This window comes from Bradyrhizobium sp. NBAIM08, from assembly GCF_020193935.1.
Lineage (GTDB): Bacteria > Pseudomonadota > Alphaproteobacteria > Rhizobiales > Xanthobacteraceae > Bradyrhizobium > Bradyrhizobium yuanmingense.
Window position 1 is genome coordinate 1 of the sequence record NZ_JADYVR010000023.1, and the last position, 21,229, is coordinate 21,229.

Sequence of the window (21,229 nt, forward strand, 5' to 3'; positions counted from 1 at the left end):
AACCCGTACGACGGTCACACCTTGCGGGACGTCATCGACCGCACCGAGACACTCACCGGCTGCGCGATCGAGCGGGCCTATGTCGACAAGGGATACCGCGGCCACGACGCACAAAATCCCCGACGGACCTTCATCTCCGGCCAGAAGCGCGGCGTCTTCGGTGTCATCAAGCGCGAGCTGCGCCGCCGCTCCGCCATCGAACCCATCACCGGACACCTGAAGGCCGATGGTCACCTCGGCCGCTGCTACCTCAAAGGCCGCGCCGGCAATGCGGCTAACGTCATCCTCTCAGCCGTGGGCCACAACTTCCGCCGCATCCTCGCCTGGCTCAGAGAACTCTTGTGCCTCATCCGCTCCAGCTATGGCGCACGTTCGGCCGTCCCGCCGCGCTCAATTCGCCTTCTTAACGGACGACCAGATAGGGATGGTTGTTTGCAATCGCATTCGAAGCCGCCCCGGTGAGGGCTGTCGCGCAATCTGGACGCAACGCATCCAGCGGAATGTCCCAACGGGCCTCGCCCAGCCAGTTCTGAGCATAGCGACCGGTGCGCGAAACGGCAAACGCGCCATTGTTACACCTGAGCAGCACAAGATGATCGGCAAGCCGCCCGAGGCTCCCCAGTAGCACATTTTCGTAGCGGGGAAGCGTTTCGCCGGGCTTGAGCGCAACCTGCCACTTGCGCCGCAGGACCGGCATGTCATTGATCAGCCTCGTATTTGATTCCGCGGATTGCTCGTTGGCAGCACGCATCACACGCCCCACTCACCTAAGCTTCCTGCCCGGGCGGCATCAAATCCAGCTTGGCTTAATTCGCTCTTAAAAAGACGAGACGGTCGCGTTCGGCCCCTGCTGATCGATGCCGTTGCCTGAAACATCTGGCGCGACCGTCTTCAAGACTCATAACGCAGAAAATCCGCGGCGGTAGTGCATAATTCAACGAAAAGCGTTTGCCAGCGCCACTGGAACGACGAGAATCTTCGAACGAATGATTTGAGCCTCACGTATTCTACGAAGTAGCGCTCGTCAGTTGCGCGCGAAATTTTTTGTCGGATGTCCGATTTGTACGACTACCATTTGCCGACGGCGCAGGCGCCAGCAAATCCTCAATGTTAATTGTGCTTGAAGGACCGTCCCAGAGAGATGCGTGATAACTAAGCGCATGTTAAAGAAATGTGACGACTGCCGGCGCGAGGAGGCCACGCATGAAAAAGAGTGATTTGACTCTCGGAATGCGGTGCTGGTTTTCGCCGTCTTGAGCTTACGTCTGAACGTGGCATCCAAGGAAACTACCACTGCCCTGCTTGCGGCACACTGATCGAGGAGCTCGGAGCGGCCCACCTCGTGCTTTATCGCTTGACCGTACAGCCTTCCATTAAAGCAATCCGCAATCAATAATTCGTCGCGGCGGCCCAGGAGCTTTAGTGGGTTCGCTCAATTTTGGTATCTGACAGCGAGATCAGCGCGCCCCTTCCTTGAAGCCACAAACAGCATCCTTGCCGACCTTCAATGGTGGCGCCGTGACCGACTTGCTTGCGGGCTCTCCTGCAAATTGCATCGCCTCCCCCGTTAACGGATTGCCGAGCAGGCGCAAGTAGTTCGTCTGCCACGTTCCATGAAAGGCAAAAAATTCGCATGATAAACAATCTGGCCGGCGTCGGTATCTTCAAAGTAGACACGGACCTGCATGTAGTGCCGTCCGTCTCGAACTTCGCCGTCAAGAGAGACTGTCAGCGCGGTTCCTCTTATTGCGCGTACAGGGACCCTTGTCTCACACAGAGGCAGTTTTCTGAGCAAGCGCCAAAAGCTTGAGCTTGGCTCCAGCTGCCGGAAGCTGATTCACCGGCCTGAATGCGGCAGGCGTTGCGCTGCCGACATCGACTTCGGGCGAATATATCGAAGATCTATCGTCAACGCGTATTGCGGGCATCCAACCACAGCGCGCACAAGAACGTAAACGGAGTTCTGCTGCTGCCGAAGCTGCATCTCTGGGATTTCGCGATGAGCGATGGCATCCCCTTTGATCGGCAATCCATAGACCAACTATCCGCTTCGGAAGGACTCTCTACCACTGCGTATTGCACGGTGGACAACGAGGGCATCCGTCGCATCGGGCGACGTTGTTGCGTCGGATTCGGCCGAAGGCAGCGCGCGCACGCCGCCGCCTTCGCGCGTTCAGGCCGGCGCACGTTAGCCTCCTCCCGCAGCGTCGCTGCCGTAGCGGCTGGTCGAGGTCCGGTAGTACTGAGCGCGGATGGCGGCCATGGCCTCGATCAACGGTCCCCAGGGCGCGGGAAAGCGTTCTTTCGCTATCACCCGATCCAGCATGCGCGTATGGCCGGCCAGCTCGTCGTTGAGGAACTCCACCACAGGCATAGCCGGATAGCGCTGCAGCAGCAGGATCGCCGCGTTGTCGGCCTCGTCGGCCGACCTGTCCATGTCGCGTCCATGCAGATCGTTCTGCAGGCGCCCTATCGCGGAGATGAGCCGCAGGACCTGGCGAAACGCCGGACGCGCGCGCAAGGTCGCCATGTCCAGTCCCCACAGCAACGACAGGCAACAGAACACGTTCGCGTAGGCGATCGAATCGATGCCGTTGTGCAGGTACTCGGCGTAGGACCAGCGTTCCGCCCCCACCGCCTGCGCGTGTCCGGCGCGCAGCGCCGCGCAGTAGCACCGGGTATCGTCGAGAAGCTGAGCATAGTCGCGACGATCGTAGGCGAGCGCGGCCAGCGAAGCGCGCAGCACAGCGCAGCCCTCGAATCCGGGGAGCGCGCACGGCACGCCCTGCCCCAGTGCCTGCTCCACCGCGGCGAGCTGCTCCGGCGCGATCAGGCCAAGGTCGTTGCAATCGTCGAGCCAGAACAGCATCGCCAGTTCGCGATAGAACGCCACGGTCAGCGTTTCATCCTGCGGATCGCGGCCGGTGCGGGCGCTGATATCGTGCAGGCTCGGAAGGATGCGCTGCAGGATGTACTGGCCGCCCCTGACCGCTTCCACGCCGTGCTCGTCGGCGAACCCGGTCAGGGAACGCCCCCACTCCAGCACCTCCTGCAGCGCGCGTTCGGTCTGAATCATGGCGCCGCTCCTGTTCCCTCGGCCAGGACGCGCCGCTCCCAACCAAGTGCCAGCCACAACCCGGCGAGTTCGGCCACGCGCACGACCCGGGTGGGGCAATACAGTTCCTTGCCGATCCACAGCGGAGTCTGCGGCAATGCATGCGCCGCATGGCGGGCGAGCATCCACTCCAGCGCACGCGCCACCGCCTGCGCAATGCGCCGCCGCCCTGTCGGCTCTTCGCTCCCGTCCATCACGTGCAACGCGAACAGCGCATAGGCAGTTTCCTCGAATGTGGACGCGCGACCGGCGCCCCAGCCGCCGTCGTCGCGCTGCGCCTGCAGCAGCGCCGCCAGCGCGCGCTCGTCGCGCCACTGGGGCTTGCCTTGCGCCAGCGCTGCGACCGCATGCGCGGTGGGATACAGCCACGAAACGTGCCATTTTTCGTTGTCCCAGAGACCGTGCGGGTTGCGATTGGCCTCGACGTAGGCGCTGGTGCCGGCGGCGGGCTTTCCCAACAGTCGCAACGCATGCAGGGCATGGATGTTGGTCGACACCGAGGCATTGCGCTCGCCGGGGAAGGTGACGAACAGCTCGCCGATTTCGAAATGGCGCAACGCATCGGCCGCCCGGTCGCGGCCTGCAAGGCGCAGGACGCACAACGCAACGGCGGTGTCGTCCGCATCTGCCGCGAAGTGCACGGCCGGGCCCAGACCGCGCACGCCCAGGCGGGCGTCGAGCTGCGCGATGATCACGCGCACCGCCCCGGCGAGCGCGGGATGCGCGAACAGACCGGCCAGATGCAAGGTGTATAGCGACCAGCATGGCTCGAACACATTGATCGGCCAGACGTTGGGAACGACACCTTCGATGCCGCTGCGCGTTGCTCGCGATGCCGCCTGCAGATACGCGTCGGCGCGCCCGACCTGCGGCGTGCTCCCCTGTGTCACGGCGTGCGCACGCCACGCGGCAGTGGCCGCGGGACTGATGCCGATGCTGCCGTCATCATCCGGCCATGCGGTGGTCGGCGACGTCCCCCAGGCTTCCCAGGAGTGCAGCAACGGATGGCCGCTCGGCAACGTCGCCACGGCCCCCCGCTTGACCCGCGCTTGCCGCAACGGCAACAGCGCCGGGTGGCGCGGAAACGCCACGCCGCCCGGCAAGGATGCGGCCTCGTCGCAAAACCGCGGTAGGATCAGCTCCGCGCCGATCGGCGCGTCGTCCGGCACCGCACGCGCATAGGGATCGGGCTGGCGCTGGAGGAACCGCGTTGCAGCCTGGACAGCGTCGGCAGCGCCGGGAAGAGAATCGACACGCTGCAATGCCAGCAACGCCGCCCATGTCGGCGCATGACGGAACAGCGGGAAGTCTGCGCTTCCCCATCCGCCATCGGCCTGTTGCTGTGCGATGAGCCACGCGTATGCGTCCTGCCGACCGATGACGTTGCCATGGAACTGCAGAGTTCGCGCCGTGTCGTAGACGGATGGACCGACGCTGCCGCCATCGCGCATCTCGCTCAGCAGGTGGCGCAATTCGGAAAGGATCTGTTCAGCCAGCGCGTTCACGCGGGATGTTCCTTCTGCAGACGGTTGACGGGAACCAGGATCGGGCAGACGCCGCGCACGTCGCCGCAGGCCCGTCGCGGCCATGCTGGGCAACCGCTGCGCTCAGCGCCACGGATTCGGACAACATGCACCGCTGCCGCAGGCCGATCGCAGCGGCCCAGGGGCGACTCCATGTGGACCGGCGCGCTCATGCGCATGGCGCGTGCTTGAACAGATAGGCGTCGGCCCGCTGCAGGATCTGCGCCAACCGTTCCGCACGCGGCCCCAACGGGGCGACGGCCTCCCCGGCGTCGCGCAACAGATCCATCACGAACTGCCGCGCTGCCTGCAGCCCCATGATCGACGCGCAGGTCGGCTTCCGCGCCGCCGCGTCCTTGCCGGGGGTCTTGCCCAGCGTCGCGGTATCTACTGTCGCGTCGAGAATGTCGTCGATCACCTGCAACGCCAGGCCGAAATGGGCGCTGTAGCGATCGAGCGCACAGTACATCGCAGCGTGCGCGGCATCCTCCGCAATGGCGCATAGCGCGCCCATGCGAACGGATGCGCGCACTAGCGCTCCGCACTTCATCCGGTGCATCACCAGGATCCTGTCCAGCTCGACGTGCTTTCCAACCAGCGACAGATCCATGGCCTGCCCGCCCGCGGCCCCCTCGGCGGACACCGCCTGCGCCAGTTCGCGCACGAGCGCAATACGGTTGTCGCCCGGCGCATCCAGGCTCGCCAGGGTCAGGAAGGCGTGCGCCTGCAGCGCATCGCCCACCAAGATCGCGGTGGCTTCGCCGAACTTGACGTGCACGGTCGGAAGGCCGCGGCGAAGCACGTCGTCGTCCATCGCAGGCAGATCGTCGTGGACCAACGTACAGGCGTGCATCATCTCGATGGCGGCGCCGACTTCGTCGAGCATGTGCGCCGGCGTGTCGGCCAGTGCGCCGGCAGCCAAACAGAGCAAGGCGCGGGTGCGCTTGCCGCCATGCAAGGTGGCGTAGCGCATCGCCGCCATCAGCTCGGTCTCACCGTCGTCTTCGGCGCAGAGAAGACGCGCCAGCGCCTGTTCGACCCGCTTTGCGCCGTCCTGCATCCAAATCTCGGGCAGCAGCCTGCCGGATGCGCCGCGCGCCTGCGCGCCCGATCCGCCGTTCGCGGAAACGCCAGCTCGGTCGTCGTGTGGCGTGGAACCGGTCTGCATGTTGTTCATGTCCTTGTACCTGCCAGGAGACGGCCACGGCGAGCCGCGAGCCGCCGCGGTGTTGCCGGCCTCGCACCGAGCGCGCGCGCCGAGTGGAGCAATGCCGCGTGTCGCCGGCGCCGCTGCCTCACCACACGGGGCATGCGATGCCAGCTCATGAGAATCCGATGCGGATAGTCATGGACGGATGCGCGGTCGGGTAATAGCGCCGGCCTTTTTCGACGCCGCTCAGCAACCGCGGCCGCACCCCGGCCTCGTGCATGGTCAGCGCCAAGGCGATACAGAACTGCACCAGTTCCAGCCATGCCAGGTGGTAGCCCATGCAGACGTGTGGGCCGGTACCGAACTGCAGCATGTCCACCGGCCGGATCGGCTCGGTGCGTTGCAGCCACCGCGCCAGCCGAAACTGATCAGGCGCCTCGTGCAGCAGCGCCGAGGTCGAGAAATGCAGCAGCGGGATGCACAGATCGGTGCCCGCGGGAATGCGCCGTTGGCCGAGTCGCAATTCACGCAATGCGCGACGCACCAGGAGCGGCGTCGCCGGATGCACGCGCAGCGTCTCGCGGAACAGCGCCTCGGCGACCGGACACTGCGCCAGGTCCGCGTGCCGGGTCGGCACCGCGCCTACGCGTTGCGCCTCCTCGACCAGCGCGTCCCACAGCCCAGGCTGCCGCGCCAGCTCGATCACCATCCAGGCCATCGTCGAGGCGGTGGTGTCGTGACCACCAAGCAGCAGCAAGCGGATATTGGCGATCAGGACGTCATCGGAAAGCGCATCGTCGCTGCGATCGAAGGCGCTCACCATGTCGTTGATCAACCCGGTGCGCGCGGCATGTTCGCGCGCGGCGCGGACGAACTCGCGCAACCGCGCATCGATCCAGTCGCGGGCGGCGCGGCCGCGCCGCAAGGGCAGTCCGGGCAGGTCGACCGGGGGCGCGACGACCAACTGCAGCAGTTGCCGGTACTTGCGATGCCATCCCGGCAGGTCCTGCGCGGGGATTCCCATGAGACTGAAGATGAGCTTGAGCATCAGATCGCCGGTTTCGCGCAGGATGGTGACGTCGCCCCGGTCGCGCCATCTCTGCACGCGCGCCCGGATGACGGGCGCGAACAGCTCGCCGATGCCGGCCTGGGTCAGCCCCTTGGGCAGAAGCGCCGCCTGGATCGCATCGCGCGCCTGCCGGTGCGCGATGCCATCCTGGGCGACCAACGTTCCGCCAAACAATTCGGGCGCGATGTCTTCGATGAGCGCCGAGGACACGTCCTTGTGCCGGAGCACTGCGAGAGCATCCGGATCCAGACTGGTCATCAGGTGTCCGGCAGGGCCGAAATCTAGCCAGAAGTGGCTGCCCAGCGTCCGTTCCGCGCGCCGCAGCAGGCGCGGCAGGTCGCAGACGACGGCGGGAAGATGCCCGACCAAGGGAAAAGCGCCGGGCACGACCGGGATGTCGTGCCGCAGCCGATGCCGACGGTTCAGCGGGTTGAGCAGCATGTCCATCAGCAGCGCGGCGCCGCGTCCGCTTCGGCGGTCTCGCCGGCAGGCCGCGCGGCGCGGCTGTTGCCACCGTCGGCGTATGTCGGCACATGCGCCAGCATGCCGCCGTCGATGCACACGACCTGGCCGGTGATGAACGCAGCATCGTCGGAGAGCAGGAACGCCACCAGCGCGGCCACGTCCTCGGGGCGGCCCACGCGCGGCAGGAGCTGGTGCCGGCGCAGATCGGTTTGCATGTACGCGTCCAGCTTGGCGAGGAGACGCTCGGTCATGATGAGACCGGGTGCAACCGCATTGCAGCGGATCTGCGCATGACCGTACTGGGTGGCGAGCGAGGCCGACAGCATGTTCATCGCCGCCTTCGACGCGGCGTAGGATGTCAGCGCGGTGTCACCGCTGAGCCCCTGGCACGACGACATGTTGACGATCGCGCCACCTCCGCGGGCGATCATCCGTGGGATGGCCTGCCGGCAGCAGAGCAGCGTGCCACGCAGATTGGTCGCCATGGTCTGATCCCAGACCGCTAGGTCCAGCTCAAGGATCGCGCGGTCGCGCGGGGTCAGATGCATCGCGCTCGCGTTGTTCACCAGCAGGTCGACCCCACCGAAGTGCCGCTCCGCCGTCTCGAACAGCGCTGCCACCGCCTGCGCATCGGCGATGTCGATCGCCAGGGCGAGCGCGTGGCCCGCTTCGGCCGCGATCTGCGCGGTGCAGGCGATAGCCGCCGATCCATCAATGTCGGCCACCACCACTCTGCCGCCCTCGCGCGCGATGGCGAGGGCGCATGCCTTGCCGATGCCGGCTCCGGCGCCGGTCACCACGGCCACTTTGCTTTCAAACCGTCCCATGTATCGCCCTAGATTGTGTTGGTCTTTCGCGGCATGCCGCTCGGCCTCCGCTGGAGAAGGCGCAGGGTGCGCGCTGGCGCGCTCGCCATCGCCAGCGTCGCTTTCGATGACCCGAATGGCGGCGACCGGGCACTGGCTCGCCGCGAGCCTCACGGCGGCGTGCAGCGCCTGCGGGACCTTCGCCACGCACACTTCGGCCACGCCGTCCGGTTCGCGCTGGCGAAAGGTGCCCGGCAGCGTCAGCACGCACTGCCCGCTGGTTCCGCACAGATCCTGGTCGACCATGACGCGCATCTCAGCTCCCCTGCGCATGCAGCCGCACCGGCAGTGCGCGGAACGTCCGAAGGAACGCCGAGGGCTCCCGGGTCGGCTGCTCGGCCAATGCCAGCGTGGGGAAGCGGGCCTGGATCCGGGGCAGGCTCTCGGCCAACTGCACCCGGGTCAGTTGCGCACCGAGGCAGAAGTGAATGCCGTGGCCGAAGCTCAGCATGATCTTCCCGTCGGTCGACATGCCTGGACTGGTGCCGTAGAACCGCGCGGGATCGAAGCGATCGGGATCGGCGAAGGCGTCCGGGTCGCGATTGCCGGACGCGATCAGCACGCGCACGTCCGCGTTCTTCGGGATCACCACGTCGTCCAGTTCGATGTCGCGCTGGGCGATACGCGGAATGGAGCTGAACATCGCGGGCGCGTCGCAGCGCAGGACTTCTTCGACGAATGCCCTCACCCCCGCGGCGTCCTTCTGCAGCCAGTGCCGCTGTTCGGGATACGCCAGCATCGCCAGGACGGCATGGTCGATGCTCGCAGCAGTGGTGGTGAAGCCGCCCAGCAGCATGCCCCACAGCATGCTGATCAACTCCGCATCCGACAGCGTGTCGGCATCGTGGTCATGTGCGCCGACCAGCATCGACACGATGTCGTGGCGGGGATTGGTGCGCTTGGACTGTATGAGGTCGCCGAAGTAGGCCTGCACTCTGGCGCTGGCCGCGTCCGCCGCGGCGAGCTGGGGATCGCTGGCGTGCGGGCTCAGGCCTTCCAGGATGCCGCCGATGCCGGCGGCGAGCCCGAAAATGTCGTCCTGGGGCATGCCAAACAGTTCGGCGAAGACCAGCATGGGCAAGGTCAGCGCGAATTCCCGATGAAGGTCCACCGCCTCCCCGCGCTCCAGCGCGGGCGCCATGCCGTCCAGCCGCGCTGCGACGATGCGCGCGATGCTCGGCCGCAGGTTGTCGATCTGGCGCATGGTGAAATCGCGCGAGATCAGCCGGCGCAGACGCGTATGCGTCGGTGGGTCCTTCATCGCAAGCGTGGACGCCAGCAGATTGAGCGACAGGCTTCTCGCCGCACGCGGGAAATAGCGCGCCAGTTCGCCGGGCGCCGGTCCTCGAAAAGCATCGCCCGTGGCCTTGAGAGCCCAGCAGATGTCGGCGTGGCGGCTCAACAGAAAGAGGCCCGACGCCGCGCGATGCACCGGATCGTGCTCGCGCAACCACCGCATGAATGGATACGGGTCGTGAATCCACGCCGGCGACGCCAGTTCGGCGAAGGCGTCCCGGCATGTTGTTTCTTGCACGTCCATCCTGGTTACCTATTGGCTGGCTGATCTGACCGGTACGTGGCAGGCACGCCGGCAAATCGCGGAGACGATCGCGATCCCCCAGCGGCGTCCGCACATCACCAGAGCACCGGGAACTCCTCGAACCCGCCGGTGATGATCTCCTTGCGCAACTTCAGTTCTTCGGGGGCTAAGGCCAAGCGCAGCTCGGGAAAGCGCTGGAAGATCGAACCGAACACCGCCTTGAGTTCTAGCCTGGCCAGCGCGCCGCCGATGCAGGAGTGCGGCCCGGAAGAGAACGCCAGGTGCGGCTCTCCGTCGCGCCCGATGTCGAAGATTTCCGGGTCGACGAAATGGCGCGTATCGAACGACGTCGCCGGCAGGCCGACCAGCACCTTGCTTTCCGGGGGAATATGAACGCCCGCGATGGTCACGTCGGTCCTCGGATAGCGCATGATGCCGTCCCAGCCCGCGCCCGGCGGGTACATACGCAGGATTTCCTCCACCGCCTTGTCCACCAGGGATGGATCGCCGACCAGGCGTTCGCGCTGTTGCGGATGGCGGAACATGGCCAGCAGGCCGAATTCGATCTGCGCGACGGTGCTCTCGTGGCCCGCCACCAGCATACCCGCCGCCAAGCCGATCGCCTCTTCCTCCGTCGCCTTGCCCTGGTCAACCGCCGCGAGCAGATCCGTTAGCAGGTTGTCGCCCGGATCCTGGCGCTTGTCCCGCATCTTGCCGCGAATGTAGGCGCGCAGTTCTTCCCAAGCCAGGCGCGACGCGCTGCGCGGGCCGCTTTCATGCTGGTGCGTCATCACCTCGTCGGACAGCCCGGCGAAAAAGGCGTGATCCTCGTAGAGCACGCCCATCAGCGCGCTGATGACCATGGCCGGAAGGGGAAACGAGAGGTGGCGCCGCAGGTCGGCGGGCTGGGGCTGGGCCCCCAACGTCTCGAACAACTGCGCGGCGATCGCCTCGACCTGCTGGGCGAGCAGCTTCACCCTGTGGTTGCAGAAGGCCGGCGCCACGATCTTGCGTAACCGGGCATGTTCGGCTCCCTCGTGCGAGACCAGCCAGCCCCGCGAACCGAGAATCACCGAATCCGGAGTGAATGCCGCCGGCGGCATTCCCGCGGGCCGGAACGCCGCGTCAGACAGCACCGCCTTGGCCTCGTCGTAGCCTGTCACCCACCAGCCTTCGTGCCCGGACGGGAAGCGCACGCGGTGGATCGGACCGTTGGCGCGTAGCATCAACATCTCGGGCGAGGGCTCGATGTGATCGACGCGCCACATCGGCAGCCTCGGCAAGGGTTGTTCGGACATGGTGGCACTTCACTCTCTAAGCGATGGAAGGGCGGAAGGTGACCGGCGAGCGCTGCGGGCAGCGAATGACGTAAGACGGCATGTAGACGACGGTCCTCCGCGGCGATGATCAGCGCGACATCCTCTAGTCGCACGAACAGCGCGGGGAAGGCGCATCGCTGTAGGCGCGCCAGCCCAGCGCCCAAGCAGAAATGCGGCCCTTGGCCAATCGACAGGTGCGCGTTATGCCGCCGTGCGGCTCGAACCCGTCGGCTGTCATAGATCGACTGACCGCAGGGATTGGTGAAGGAGGCTCGACCCACCCGCCACCGACCTGTCCGCCACTATAGCCTCCGGACCACGCCCACAGCGCCATGCGCAGTTCGCTCCTGGCTCAAGGTCTGCCGCTTTGGTTGCACCGCGACGAGCGCAACTGTTGTGGCTCCCAAAAGGAGAACTCTAGATCGCATCCAACACTTCCTGCATTTTCTTGGTCACAAGCGAGCGACAAGTCATTGCCACGCAAACCGTCGGAACGGACCAGACGCGAACAGCGAAGGCGCCGTTTCCGTCTCGAAGACCAATCGCGTTGCGATAGTGATGATGCCGTGAACGAGCAAATCGCGTGCCGGAGTGAATCGGAGGCTCAGCAGGCACTTCCTAGTGTCAGGCTTCTTGCATTGTCTCAATGCCGACAACCGGCGCAGCAAGTGCCCGACAAAAGGCCCGCTCTCGCGCCGCATGTGCGGCGCAGCCTTTACGGGATATTTCAAGCATCCGAATTGACTGCAGCGGGTGAGCGGCTTCCTGCGTTGTCGCCGATATCCTCAAGGCTCTTCTTGGTTACCTCAGCGTTACGCGACAAGTGGCGGACGACGATACTCTTATTGGCTATCTCGAACGCCTCGACCGCCTGTTTGAGAATGCGGCATTTGCCGAACCCGCCGATACCAATCAACAGAACTGCCGAAACGCTCGGATTAGGTGCACGATGCAGGTCTGCACCACGGGCTGCGGATTGGTTGCGACGTGCGTGTAGCGCTCCGTCGATAACAGTCGCGCATGCCCAAGAAGGACTTGGATGAGCCGGGTATCAGTACCGCGCTCGTAAAGGTGAGTAGCGAAGCTATGGCGCAGAACATGTGTCGTCACCTGCTTATCGAGACCGGCATGTTGCCGAGCTTTGCGGCAGGCCTCTTGCAACGTGCCGACACTCACCGGATCGTCCGGATTGCGCCCTGGAAACAGCCAATGGCGCGGTTTGGCCAGACACCAGTAGGATCGCAGGATGCTGAGCAGCCGCGGCGACAGCATCACGTAACGGTCCTTGCCGCCTTTGCCGGCGGTGATCAGGATCAGCATGCGCTTGCTGTCGATCGCGCTGGGCCTCAAGGCGGCTGACCTTGCCGGCTCGTAGCCCGGCAGCATAGGCCGTCACCAGCGCAACGCGGTCGCGCAGGGCCGGTACAACCTCCAGGAAACGGGCGACTTCCTCCGCACTCAGCACCAGCGGTTGCTTGACCGGCTCACAGGCCGAAATAATGTTCTCAATCGCCTCCGTGCGCCCGCGCATAGAAAAAGCGTAACGCGCACGTCACTTGGTTGATGTGGGTCCACGACCGCTTCAACCCGATCAGGTGCAGTTGGTACGCGCGCACCTGCTCAAGGCTGAGCTTGTCGGGCGATCGGCCGAAATGTCGGCTAAAGTTTGCAACCGCGTAGACATAGGATTGCTGCGTCGACGGTGACAAGTTGCGCAGCGTCATATCGTCGATCATGCGGCGGCGCAGCGGGCTCGAACTCATCGTGGCCATGAGGCACTCCTGTATTGAGAGGAACGGACTTGCGGTCCCATCCTTCAAACAGATGCCTCTTAGATAAATGGTCTCGCCACGGCCTCCCGCGGAGCGGGTTCGTTCAATGGTGGGCGACATCGAGCGGAATCAGCAGCCGAACAACTCACGCCGTCGCGCGAAGGCCGACCGGCGGATTCTCGTGGTGGTTTGTATGTGCTCGCGGCACGCACAGCATGGCCCGCGGAGGCTGGTATAAGTCTGTCAACCATTCAAGCTTCGGAAAGGAGGCGCCTGGCTGCAGGTTTTGCAGAACTTGGGCGCCGATCACCCCAGGCGCGGGAGCATCGCTGCATAGACGCAGCATGATTGGACAGGCGATTCAATCGAAATATGGATCCAAAATGCCGAGAGCCAAGCCGCCGGGTCAATTCGTGGAGCAATGTTGGCGCGACGTCTCCACGTGTTTAGCTCGCAGCTGGGCCTTTAGTCCCAGCTGCGGCTGTTTGGGAAAGATGATACCGGAGAGGTTGATGATGGCTGTGCGGCCGTCGGAAGCTGGCCGCGCAATCGCCGTCGGGCTCCTTCGCCGTCTGCGAAAATAGCCTTAGCTCCAGTCTCCGCTCCTGACTTGTGAGACACCATGATGCTCTGCGAACGCGCGATTGTGGACCTTCAATCGGCGAGAAGTTGCATTTCAACCAGCTGCGCGCGCTCTATTCAGTTGAAGCTGACCCCAGCCCTTAGCCGGTCCTGCAGTGCCCGCCGATTGATGCGGAGGTTGCTGAGGTTCAGCGGGTCTGGATGCCGTCCTTCCGCCAGCTCCCGGGTGCCGTCCACGACAAAGACGCCGCAATCATAGGTGTTGCTCTGCTCGCGCATGGAGCCCTGTTGCAGGTTGGCCTGCAGCCGTTCTGCGAGCTGCTCTGCGGGCAGGTTATTGGGTCCTGGCGCAGAGTCCTAGTGATAGGCAGCCGGTCTTGCCCGATCGCGGCGATCAACCAGCAGCAGCGACCAGTGACTGCCGCGCCACCCTCTATCCGCAGCGCTGGCATCGCTTAACCGGCAGGAACAGGAAGTCGGCTCTATCACCGCGACTCCACCCGAATGCGCGTTCCGCGTCCTCGTTGGAGCCTGACCGCAACATTTGGGCTATCAAAGGATCCACGAACCGCATCCGGGCGGCGAGATCGGGATTGCTCTCCTGCAACTCCCGCCTCAGGACCCCATAGTCCCGCTCAATATGCTCGTCACCCAGCCACTGCGTGGGGCCCAGGACGCGTCCGCTGCGGTCAACAGAGACTCCGGTCAAAGGGCCGATCTGAGCAGGCGGGACCGGGGACGGGCGAGGATGATGGATGAATTGTGCACCGCGTCCTCGCGGCCCTAATGCGATCGAGTAGGTCTCACCGTTGATCAAAACCTGCCTTGGGCCGCTGAACTGGGTCGGCAGCAACCCGTGGTTATTCAGGATACGGATCTGGACATCCGCCACCGGCTGGGAGCCATGCTGCCAATCCTCGGGAACGAGATATCCGATATCCTCAAGCTCCTGAAGCACGCCTGATGGCCCGACGAAGAACGCGGCACTACCGGCCGGGCTGAGCACCGGCACTGAGTGAGCATCGTCACGCATCTGGTGCGGTGTGGCCGGCAGATCAATGAAAGAGTCGAGACCGCGGTAGATCTCTGACGACCGAGCTGGCGCGTCTGATTCTCCGGTGAACAGGTCTTTATTGATTTCCGGCCAAGGGGGCAGCCTGGGTGTCCGCTGCAACAAGTCGGCGGCTCCGCGTCAGGTTCTCGACAGCTATCGCTCATAGAGTCTCCAGCAGAAAACTATCGTGAACGCCCCAGAACGCCGCGTCCAAGCACTCCGACCGCGCGCTCCAGTATTCTTGCGGTTCCGTGGCAAATCACAAGCGACCTCAGGCTTCAAATTGGCCTATTATTCCGAAACTGAGAACGAATGAAGTTCGAATCCACCAACTGGGTGCGTCAACAATCGGGCACCGCGGGCCCGCAAGAGAGCTCATCGGCTCCGTCCACAGATGCGGCCGCCTTTGAGCAGCAGCTGGGCGAGATCGCTGTGCCGTCTGCTCCCGTGCTCATGCAGGTCCGCGCCCATCAAGCGGATGCATCGCGATCTGAGGCGCATGCCGGAGAGGATGAGGCGGTGCTGGGCGCCTCAGCGCTGCAGACCGCTCAATCAAATTGGGTCTTGGTAGGTCGCAGCAAGGATCCGCTTTATGCTAAGGATGCGCCCCTTATTTCCGGCCTTAAGCAGGCGCTCCTCTTGGGTGGAGCCGTTGAGAGCACCGCCACGAGCTACGTCGGTTATCTGCTCAGCTTGAGCCGTTGGCTCTTTGCAAACGACAAGCCGGCCATTGCTGATCGGCTTCATGACGAGACGATGGACAAGGATGTCGAGGAGTTCATAATAAAAGGTGGGACGGCGAACGTCCCTTGGGCACTAGCTCATCTGCGGACCTCTCAATTGACGGGAGGAGCCGTACCGATCGCAGGCCGCCCTGACCTGACTCCTTATCCCAAGGACGGGACTCTCATCAAGGAATACAAAAAGCAAGCAGTGGCGGCCCGAACTTCAAGTACCGCCAAAACCTATGCATCTATTCTCACGGATTTCAGCCACTACCTTCGTGCAAACAACAAGCGTGGCATTGCTGCTCGGTTTCAGGACGAGACATGGAACGACGACGAACCGCTGAATGAAGAGATCAAGCGCTACAAGGACGCCGGGGGTAGCAAAAGTATCGGCGCGGCACTTGATCATCTCCGTAACGGAGCGAGAAAACTCAACGGTCCCCCTTTTCATCCCGAAGACGCACGCTTGATTTCCGGACTTCAAGAAGCACTCGTTGAGGCTGGGTACGAGGAGATCACCGCTAAGACGAATTATGTTGGTCCTCTTCGCAGATTTAGCCGGTGGCTCTTCGCAAAAAAAAAGCCGGGAGTGGCTGCTCGGCTTAACGACGAATCGCTGAGCAACGACGCTGCGATCTTCGATAAAAATCGCAGGCACCTCGTTCTTACCGCACTAGATCGTCTCCGCGCCTCTCAGTCGCCGGGCGGAGTCGCGTCAATCACTGGCCGGGCCGGGGGCATTGAGGCCGCGGCTAAGCAGGGCGGGTCGCAGCCCGCCTTCAGTTGGCCAGCGGCACTCGCTGAGGGGGATGATCAAGATTTATTCTTGGGGACGGTCGACGAAGCCGGTGCATCGTCGTGTCTTCAGCCACCGCGGCATGGCCTAGCATTGGATCCTACAGAGTCCCCTAATCCCGTGAACCGGCGCCACCAGGACGACGAGCTGACGGATGAACGTTACAGCAACATTCTCGTGCCAGGCGAGCAGATTCCCATCATGCGGGCGAGCGGCCACCCATCTACGCCGCCTCCGCACGGTCAAGGCGGTAGAACGATGCTGAATGCCTCGGCGCTACCGCCCGGCCATGCAAATTTTGTTTTCGCAGGTAGCAGCCTGGATCCTGTTTATTGCGAAGATGCGTCTCTTATTGAGGGGCTCAGGCCGGCACTCATCAAGGCTGGGGCCTCCGAGAGCACGGTCGGTCGCAATCTACGTGGTCTTCTCAGCTTGGGGCATTGGCTCGTAAAGAACGACAAGCCGGGCATTGCTTCCCGGCTTTACGACAAGTCGCTGGACAAGGATGCCCAGGAGTTCGCCGAGAAGGAGAAGCAGGCCATCGCTATCCCACTGGATCTTCTTAGAGCCTCCCAATCGCCGGGCGGCATCACGCCGTTTGCAAGCCGGGTTGAGCGGAATCCCTATCCCCAGGATGCGGATCTCATCAAAAGGTACAAGGAAGAAGCAGCCCCAAGCACCGCCAACACCGCCAGGACCTATGCAACTCTTCTTATCGATTTGAGTGATTACCTCCGTGAAAAGCATAAGCCCGGCATTGCTGCTCGACTTGGCCACGACTCGCTGGATGAAGATGTCAGCCAGTATAAGGAGGAGGACCCCCATGGCCGCAGAAAAGCCGGGGCCGCACTGGCTCATCTCCTGAGGTCGCCGGCGGGTGCTAGAGCGATCGAACTACGGCGTCATATTCGCCCGCTTCCTGATCTCGAAGACGCGGTTCGCGCCGAGACGAGGCGGACGACTGCGCAGCACAGCGGGTCGAACGGAGCTGGCAGCTGGCCGGAGACTCTGCCTGCGAACCAGCAGGATCTGCTTTTAGAGACGATGGACGGACGCAGCTCCTCGCCGCCTCCGCAGGTCGTCGCTGTTGAGCAGCAGCTGATGCAGACCCTATCCCATCAAGTGGTGGCGTCACCATCGCAGATGCAAGCCCCGATGCCGTCGCCGGACGAACCGATCGGCGAGCAGCTTCCGGTCGAAGACGCGGAGCTCTTGGCGAAGTTTCGTGGAGACGCGGAGCTGCGCAAGCTCACCAAAGGGGCCATCAACAACGGTGTTTACGGGCTTGGGGCATTTATTCGCTGGGTCAACGCGAGTCATAGGGGCCCGGTAGCTTCTCGGCTGCGCGACGGTTCATCGCTGGACGCGGAGATTGCGAAGTACAGGAGCTCGGGCGGTGACCCCAACAACCGCATTAGATCGGCTCTGAATCATCTCCGGCGGCTGCTGCGTGGGGGTGAAGAAGTGGAAGCACCTGAACCCCGCGTCCTCGGTGCCCCCCGTCGCCTAGTTCCTCATCCAGAAGATGCGCCCCTCATCGAGGGCGCGCTGAACCAAGCTCTGAAAGATCTTAAAACTCCGACTGCGAAGCTGAGGCAGTCTGCGCAACAGCGGGCGAGGCGTCTTCGTGCGCTTAGTGCGTGGCTTAGAGAGAAGCGCAAAGGGAGCATCATCGGGCGGCTAAACGGCTCGAGCAGGGAGCAGGTATCCCTCGACAATGACGTGGTAGCATTCCAACGGACTGGAGGCAGAGTACACGGTCCCGATTTGTCGCATCTTCGCAGCTACTTGAAACTCATTGAGCCGAACCGAGAACTGGGGCTGCCAGGCCCTGAGCAGCCGAACTCGCCGGCCGCGCAGGGCGATTGGCACTCGGGCTCGGCGCAGGATCTTCCCTCAACGCCGGCCAGCCCGAGCGCCGGAGCTTGGGTTTGGTTGGGTGAACAGGTGCAAGAACGAGCATCACCATCCTGGCCCGCGTCACATGCTAAGGGCAGGCTTGAGCCATCTTATGGTCTGATTGCGCCGACGCCGTCCGAGTTGCGCAATGATGCTCACTTTGCGCCGGCGCATCCTACCAGGCTTCGCTCGGACACCTACGGCGGCCTAGAGTCTCTTGTTGATCTGAATGCGCCGACGCCGTCCGAATTGCGCGACGATGCTGACTTTGCGCCAGTGCATCCTGCCCAGGCTCATTCAGACACCTACAGCGGCCTAGAGTCTTTTGTTGATCTGAATGCGCGGACGCCGTCCGAATTGCGCGACGATGCTCACTTTGCGCCAGCCGATCCGACCAGGGCTCGCTCAGGCGCCTACGCTGGCCTTGAGCCATTTGTTGATCTCAATGCGCTGACGCCGTCCGAATTGCGCGACGATGCTGATTTTGCGCCAGTGCATCCTGCCCGAGCTCGTTCAGACACCTACAGCGGCCGAGAGCCTTTTGTTGATCTGAATGCACGGACGCCATCCGAGTTGCGCGACGATGCTCATGTTGCGCCCGCGCATCTTGCCAGGGCTCGCTCAGACACCTACGGGGGTCGTGAGCCATTGATTGATCTGAATGCGCCGACGCCGCAGGAGCCGCGTGATGATGCTAGTTATGCGCCTGTCCCGCGCACATCCGCCGATGCTCAGATCGGGGCTTTGGATCCGACAGCCTCATCCCACGGCCGCAGCGGACTAGCGCTCGGCGCCAAGGAATGGCTGGGCGACGAGCACATCCACAGGGATTACGAGCTCCTGGCGCAGGAGTTGCAGCGGGACCGTCCGGAATTCGCCGCCCTGGCGCAGTTCGTGGATCCCCTGATAGCCCACTATCAATTGCGCTTCGGCGCCGAGCCCGACATGCTCCGTGCATTCCGGCGCATCGTCTACGATCCGAATGGTAATGATACCGCCGACTTCCTATTCCTGCCGGTGAACGATGCAATGGATCCTAATCGCCTCGGCACGCATTGGTCGCTGCTGCTCCTTGATCGCCGCACGCGAGGAGAGCCGATTGCCTATCACTACGACTCTGTCCGGGGACACAACCACGAGCCGGCAGCGCAGCTCGCACGACGGCTGCGCGCCCGCCTGGAGTCACCTAGCATGGCCCAGCAGCGGAACAGCTATGATTGCGGCGTCTTCGTGGTGGACGGCACGCGGGCGCTGGTTCGACGATTGGCCCAAGGAGAGCGGCCAGGGCACGAGTTGCTGCACCTTGACAACCTCGTCGCCAATCGGCGGTCCCTCCAGGACCGGCTTCGAGCTCATCCCGGCTTAGGCTAAGGGAGCGCGAAGCGGCCGCGAGACCGAGGACTTTCTCCGCAATGCCCACCTCGACATTCCAGCGACCGTCGAGGCGCTGCGCCAATACTGGATGCCGATCCGCTCCCGGCTACAACTGGCAAACGGATAGGTGGATTTCCGGCACCGAAGTCGATGCGAGCCATGCTGTCTCCGATGGCACCAACAGCTGTCTTGCCTTCTCGGGCGCTGTTGTTATCGCCACTTGCGAGGCAGGTCCAAACGCCTTTGTCACAGGGACTGCTCGAGTGGGTTACGCCGCTTCGGCCTAACAGGCCAAACGCTGGGCTACATCAGGGCGGGCAGCCTGGCAACATAACCGAGGCAACATAACAACGAATTCGAGGGGCGCTTTGCGGCTTCCTGCAGCATACAACGCAGTTCGATTATAGTCGCTTCGGCTGGACCGTCGTCGGAGTCGCTTTGAGCAAGCGCTTACACCTGCTTGGTGTGTCAAATTCGAGTACGACTACATGGGCTTCGATGGGGACGCGTCTGGCGACCCCGCCGACGGTGCAGTTCCCCGCCCCGCCGACATTGCCGCCAGGACAACCAGCTTGTCCAGCAACTGTCACATCGGAAAGATCAGATTGAATCACCATTTCGGCGGCGACGCGAGCGGGGCGGAATGGTTCGACGCATCGGTCTATCCGGGACGAGCGGCCGCCAAAACAATAAAGCCTGTTTTCGATACGGGCGACTGGTCGTTCGAAGGGGCTCGCGGGTCTGGCTCAGCAGAGGCACATTCCAGTGGGACTACACGAATCAGCCGCCGATATCCGGAGATAGCGGCATCCCCAATTCCACGCTCACCTATCATGGCTTGGACGGCATTTCCGGCGAGCTGTTCGCACGGCTTGATAGTCCTGGGGGATATTCCTGAAGGGCAACGTTGGCTCGGACGCTTCAACAAGGGAAGAATGAACGAGGATTCGAGCATCGGCAGTACGGCCTATGCAACACTCTGTGAGATCAGGCCAACGGAAGGTTCACGTACTACACCGCCGATGTCGGTTACGACTTTATGTGCGGTAGCACCTACAAGCTGGGCGCATTTATCAGTGGCACTTACTTCGGCCAAAAGTCGGATTCGATCGCATGCGTGCAGACAGCCTCGCCATACGGGGCATGCGCGGTTCCGGCCCAGCAAATCATCGGTACTCAAGGTGCCAATTGGGATGCGCTGCGCGTCGGGCTTAACGCCGAGACTATGCTGTTTGAGCGCCGTGAGCGCAGATGTTGCTTACCTGCCATGGACCGACTTCACCGGTCGTGATAACCATCTCCTCCGTCCTGAAACAACTTTCTACGATCAGTGCAGGCAAGGTGGGGGGCGTACAGATCGAAGGAACGCTGTCGTACCTCCTCGGCAGAAATTTCAGTATCGGCGTCGGCACTCGGTACTGGGCAATGTGGACCAAGAATGACAGCGATGTCACATTCAACTGCAGCGGCTGCAGCGACCGAGGCACGTTCATCCAGATCCCTGCACTCGCAAAGTACAGCATGGAGCGATGGGGTACCTTCTTAGAGGTGTCCTACAAGTTTGAGTGAATTGGTCTGCAAGCGCATAAGTCTTATAGCTAACCTAATCGATGCACGATGAAAGCCTGCAACGCGTAGGCTGCGCGGCGCCGCTGCCTCCGGGCGAACCGCCCACGGAGGGCAGTTGCCGAGTTGCGAGCAGCCTTCATGCCTTCTCTTTGCGGAAAGATGAGTCCGGATGAATCGTCGGCAGTCAATTCAAAAGCAGAGATGGTTCTCGTACCTTTGTAGCTCCGCAATCATCTTTTTTTTCGTGTTCGCCCGCATTGGCAGCCGATGTACGGCGGGCCAGTATGCCAATAACGGACTGCGCGACAGTAAAGAACAAAAAGCAACGCTTGCTGTGCGTCGATAAAGCGGGCCGCAGCCCTAAAGACAACTCGCTTTCTCAGGAGATTGGGGACAGCTCATCTTAAA

Annotated in this window: 14 protein-coding genes and 3 pseudogenes; 2 read left to right on the forward strand and 15 right to left on the reverse strand. The window is 63.1% G+C overall.

Annotated features, from left to right (window positions below; genetic code table 11):
* A pseudogene (locus I6F37_RS36820) lies at window positions 1–407 on the forward strand (IS5/IS1182 family transposase); the annotation flags it as partial.
* Here I6F37_RS36820 and I6F37_RS36825 read toward each other — a convergent pair.
* The 15 genes and pseudogenes from I6F37_RS36825 to I6F37_RS36890 form a co-directional block, all read right to left on the reverse strand.
* Window positions 404–751, reverse strand: coding sequence for a hypothetical protein (locus tag I6F37_RS36825; RefSeq protein ID WP_306469183.1), 348 nt, complete (start codon window positions 749–751; stop codon window positions 404–406). The pseudogene I6F37_RS36820 and the gene I6F37_RS36825 sit on opposite strands and share 4 nt — an antisense overlap.
* Window positions 752–1,577: 826 nt before the next feature.
* Window positions 1,578–1,732 (reverse strand): annotated as a pseudogene (locus tag I6F37_RS36830) (4-hydroxybenzoyl-CoA thioesterase); the annotation flags it as partial.
* A 456-nt stretch (window positions 1,733–2,188) separates the two neighbouring features.
* On the reverse strand, window positions 2,189–3,076 hold the full coding sequence (locus I6F37_RS36835; RefSeq protein WP_225131016.1) for a hypothetical protein: 888 nt from the start codon (window positions 3,074–3,076) through the stop codon (window positions 2,189–2,191).
* Window positions 3,073–4,620: a hypothetical protein gene (locus I6F37_RS36840; RefSeq protein WP_225131018.1), complete on the reverse strand. Its 1,548-nt coding sequence runs from the start codon at window positions 4,618–4,620 to the stop codon at window positions 3,073–3,075. The genes I6F37_RS36835 and I6F37_RS36840 overlap by 4 nt, the downstream gene beginning before the upstream one ends.
* Window positions 4,621–4,807: 187 nt before the next feature.
* Window positions 4,808–5,806: a polyprenyl synthetase family protein gene (locus tag I6F37_RS36845; RefSeq protein WP_225131119.1), complete on the reverse strand. Its 999-nt coding sequence runs from the start codon at window positions 5,804–5,806 to the stop codon at window positions 4,808–4,810.
* A 154-nt stretch (window positions 5,807–5,960) separates the two neighbouring features.
* The gene (locus tag I6F37_RS36850) at window positions 5,961–7,304 is read right to left on the reverse strand and encodes a cytochrome P450 (protein ID WP_225131020.1); all 1,344 of its coding nucleotides are present in this window, start codon (window positions 7,302–7,304) and stop codon (window positions 5,961–5,963) included.
* Complete coding sequence (locus I6F37_RS36855; RefSeq protein ID WP_225131121.1) at window positions 7,304–8,149, reverse strand: SDR family oxidoreductase; 846 nt, start codon at window positions 8,147–8,149, stop codon at window positions 7,304–7,306. Before I6F37_RS36855 ends, I6F37_RS36850 begins: the two co-directional genes overlap by 1 nt.
* Before the next feature lie 6 nt (window positions 8,150–8,155).
* Window positions 8,156–8,443 (reverse strand): annotated as a pseudogene (locus I6F37_RS36860) (ferredoxin); the annotation flags it as partial.
* A gap of 1 nt (window position 8,444) precedes the next feature.
* Window positions 8,445–9,728, reverse strand: a complete 1,284-nt coding sequence (locus I6F37_RS36865) for a cytochrome P450 (protein ID WP_225131022.1) — start codon at window positions 9,726–9,728, stop codon at window positions 8,445–8,447.
* A 95-nt stretch (window positions 9,729–9,823) separates the two neighbouring features.
* The gene (locus tag I6F37_RS36870) at window positions 9,824–11,026 is read right to left on the reverse strand and encodes a cytochrome P450 (RefSeq protein WP_225131025.1); all 1,203 of its coding nucleotides are present in this window, start codon (window positions 11,024–11,026) and stop codon (window positions 9,824–9,826) included.
* 748 nt (window positions 11,027–11,774) lie between these two features.
* Window positions 11,775–11,963 carry a hypothetical protein gene (locus I6F37_RS36875; RefSeq protein WP_225131036.1) on the reverse strand — a complete coding sequence of 63 codons (189 nt, stop codon included), beginning with the start codon at window positions 11,961–11,963 and terminating at the stop codon, window positions 11,775–11,777.
* Window positions 11,960–12,433 (reverse strand): tyrosine-type recombinase/integrase, encoded by a 474-nt coding sequence (locus I6F37_RS45385; RefSeq protein WP_249782200.1) that lies wholly within the window; start codon window positions 12,431–12,433, stop codon window positions 11,960–11,962. The genes I6F37_RS36875 and I6F37_RS45385 overlap by 4 nt, the downstream gene beginning before the upstream one ends.
* Before the next feature lie 119 nt (window positions 12,434–12,552).
* Window positions 12,553–12,819, reverse strand: coding sequence for a site-specific integrase (locus I6F37_RS45390; protein WP_249782201.1), 267 nt, complete (start codon window positions 12,817–12,819; stop codon window positions 12,553–12,555).
* 699 nt (window positions 12,820–13,518) lie between these two features.
* Window positions 13,519–13,680 (reverse strand): C48 family peptidase, encoded by a 162-nt coding sequence (locus I6F37_RS36885; protein ID WP_225131038.1) that lies wholly within the window; start codon window positions 13,678–13,680, stop codon window positions 13,519–13,521.
* A 154-nt stretch (window positions 13,681–13,834) separates the two neighbouring features.
* Window positions 13,835–14,578, reverse strand: a complete 744-nt coding sequence (locus tag I6F37_RS36890) for a hypothetical protein (RefSeq protein ID WP_225131048.1) — start codon at window positions 14,576–14,578, stop codon at window positions 13,835–13,837.
* A gap of 189 nt (window positions 14,579–14,767) precedes the next feature.
* Here I6F37_RS36890 and I6F37_RS36895 point away from each other — a divergent pair, with 189 nt between their 5' ends.
* A complete protein-coding gene (locus I6F37_RS36895; protein ID WP_225143495.1) occupies window positions 14,768–19,249 on the forward strand; it encodes a Ulp1 family isopeptidase in 4,482 nt (1,493 codons plus the stop codon).
* Window positions 19,250–21,229 lie beyond the last annotated feature (1,980 nt).

What these genes read in the sequence shown, in the direction of transcription:
- I6F37_RS36825 (WP_306469183.1), bottom strand. Translation starts at nt 751, where the DNA reads ATGCGTGCTGCCAACGAGCAATCCGCGGAATCAAATACGAGGCTGATC.
- I6F37_RS36835 (WP_225131016.1), bottom strand. Translation starts at nt 3,076, where the DNA reads ATGATTCAGACCGAACGCGCGCTGCAGGAGGTGCTGGAGTGGGGGCGT.
- I6F37_RS36845 (WP_225131119.1), bottom strand. Translation starts at nt 5,806, where the DNA reads ATGCAGACCGGTTCCACGCCACACGACGACCGAGCTGGCGTTTCCGCG.
- I6F37_RS36850 (WP_225131020.1), bottom strand. Translation starts at nt 7,304, where the DNA reads ATGGACATGCTGCTCAACCCGCTGAACCGTCGGCATCGGCTGCGGCAC.
- I6F37_RS36855 (WP_225131121.1), bottom strand. Translation starts at nt 8,149, where the DNA reads ATGGGACGGTTTGAAAGCAAAGTGGCCGTGGTGACCGGCGCCGGAGCC.
- I6F37_RS36865 (WP_225131022.1), bottom strand. Translation starts at nt 9,728, where the DNA reads ATGGACGTGCAAGAAACAACATGCCGGGACGCCTTCGCCGAACTGGCG.
- I6F37_RS36870 (WP_225131025.1), bottom strand. Translation starts at nt 11,026, where the DNA reads ATGTCCGAACAACCCTTGCCGAGGCTGCCGATGTGGCGCGTCGATCAC.
- I6F37_RS45385 (WP_249782200.1), bottom strand. Translation starts at nt 12,433, where the DNA reads ATGCTGCCGGGCTACGAGCCGGCAAGGTCAGCCGCCTTGAGGCCCAGC.
- I6F37_RS45390 (WP_249782201.1), bottom strand. Translation starts at nt 12,819, where the DNA reads ATGGCCACGATGAGTTCGAGCCCGCTGCGCCGCCGCATGATCGACGAT.
- I6F37_RS36885 (WP_225131038.1), bottom strand. Translation starts at nt 13,680, where the DNA reads ATGCGCGAGCAGAGCAACACCTATGATTGCGGCGTCTTTGTCGTGGAC.
- I6F37_RS36895 (WP_225143495.1), top strand. Translation starts at nt 14,768, where the DNA reads ATGAAGTTCGAATCCACCAACTGGGTGCGTCAACAATCGGGCACCGCG.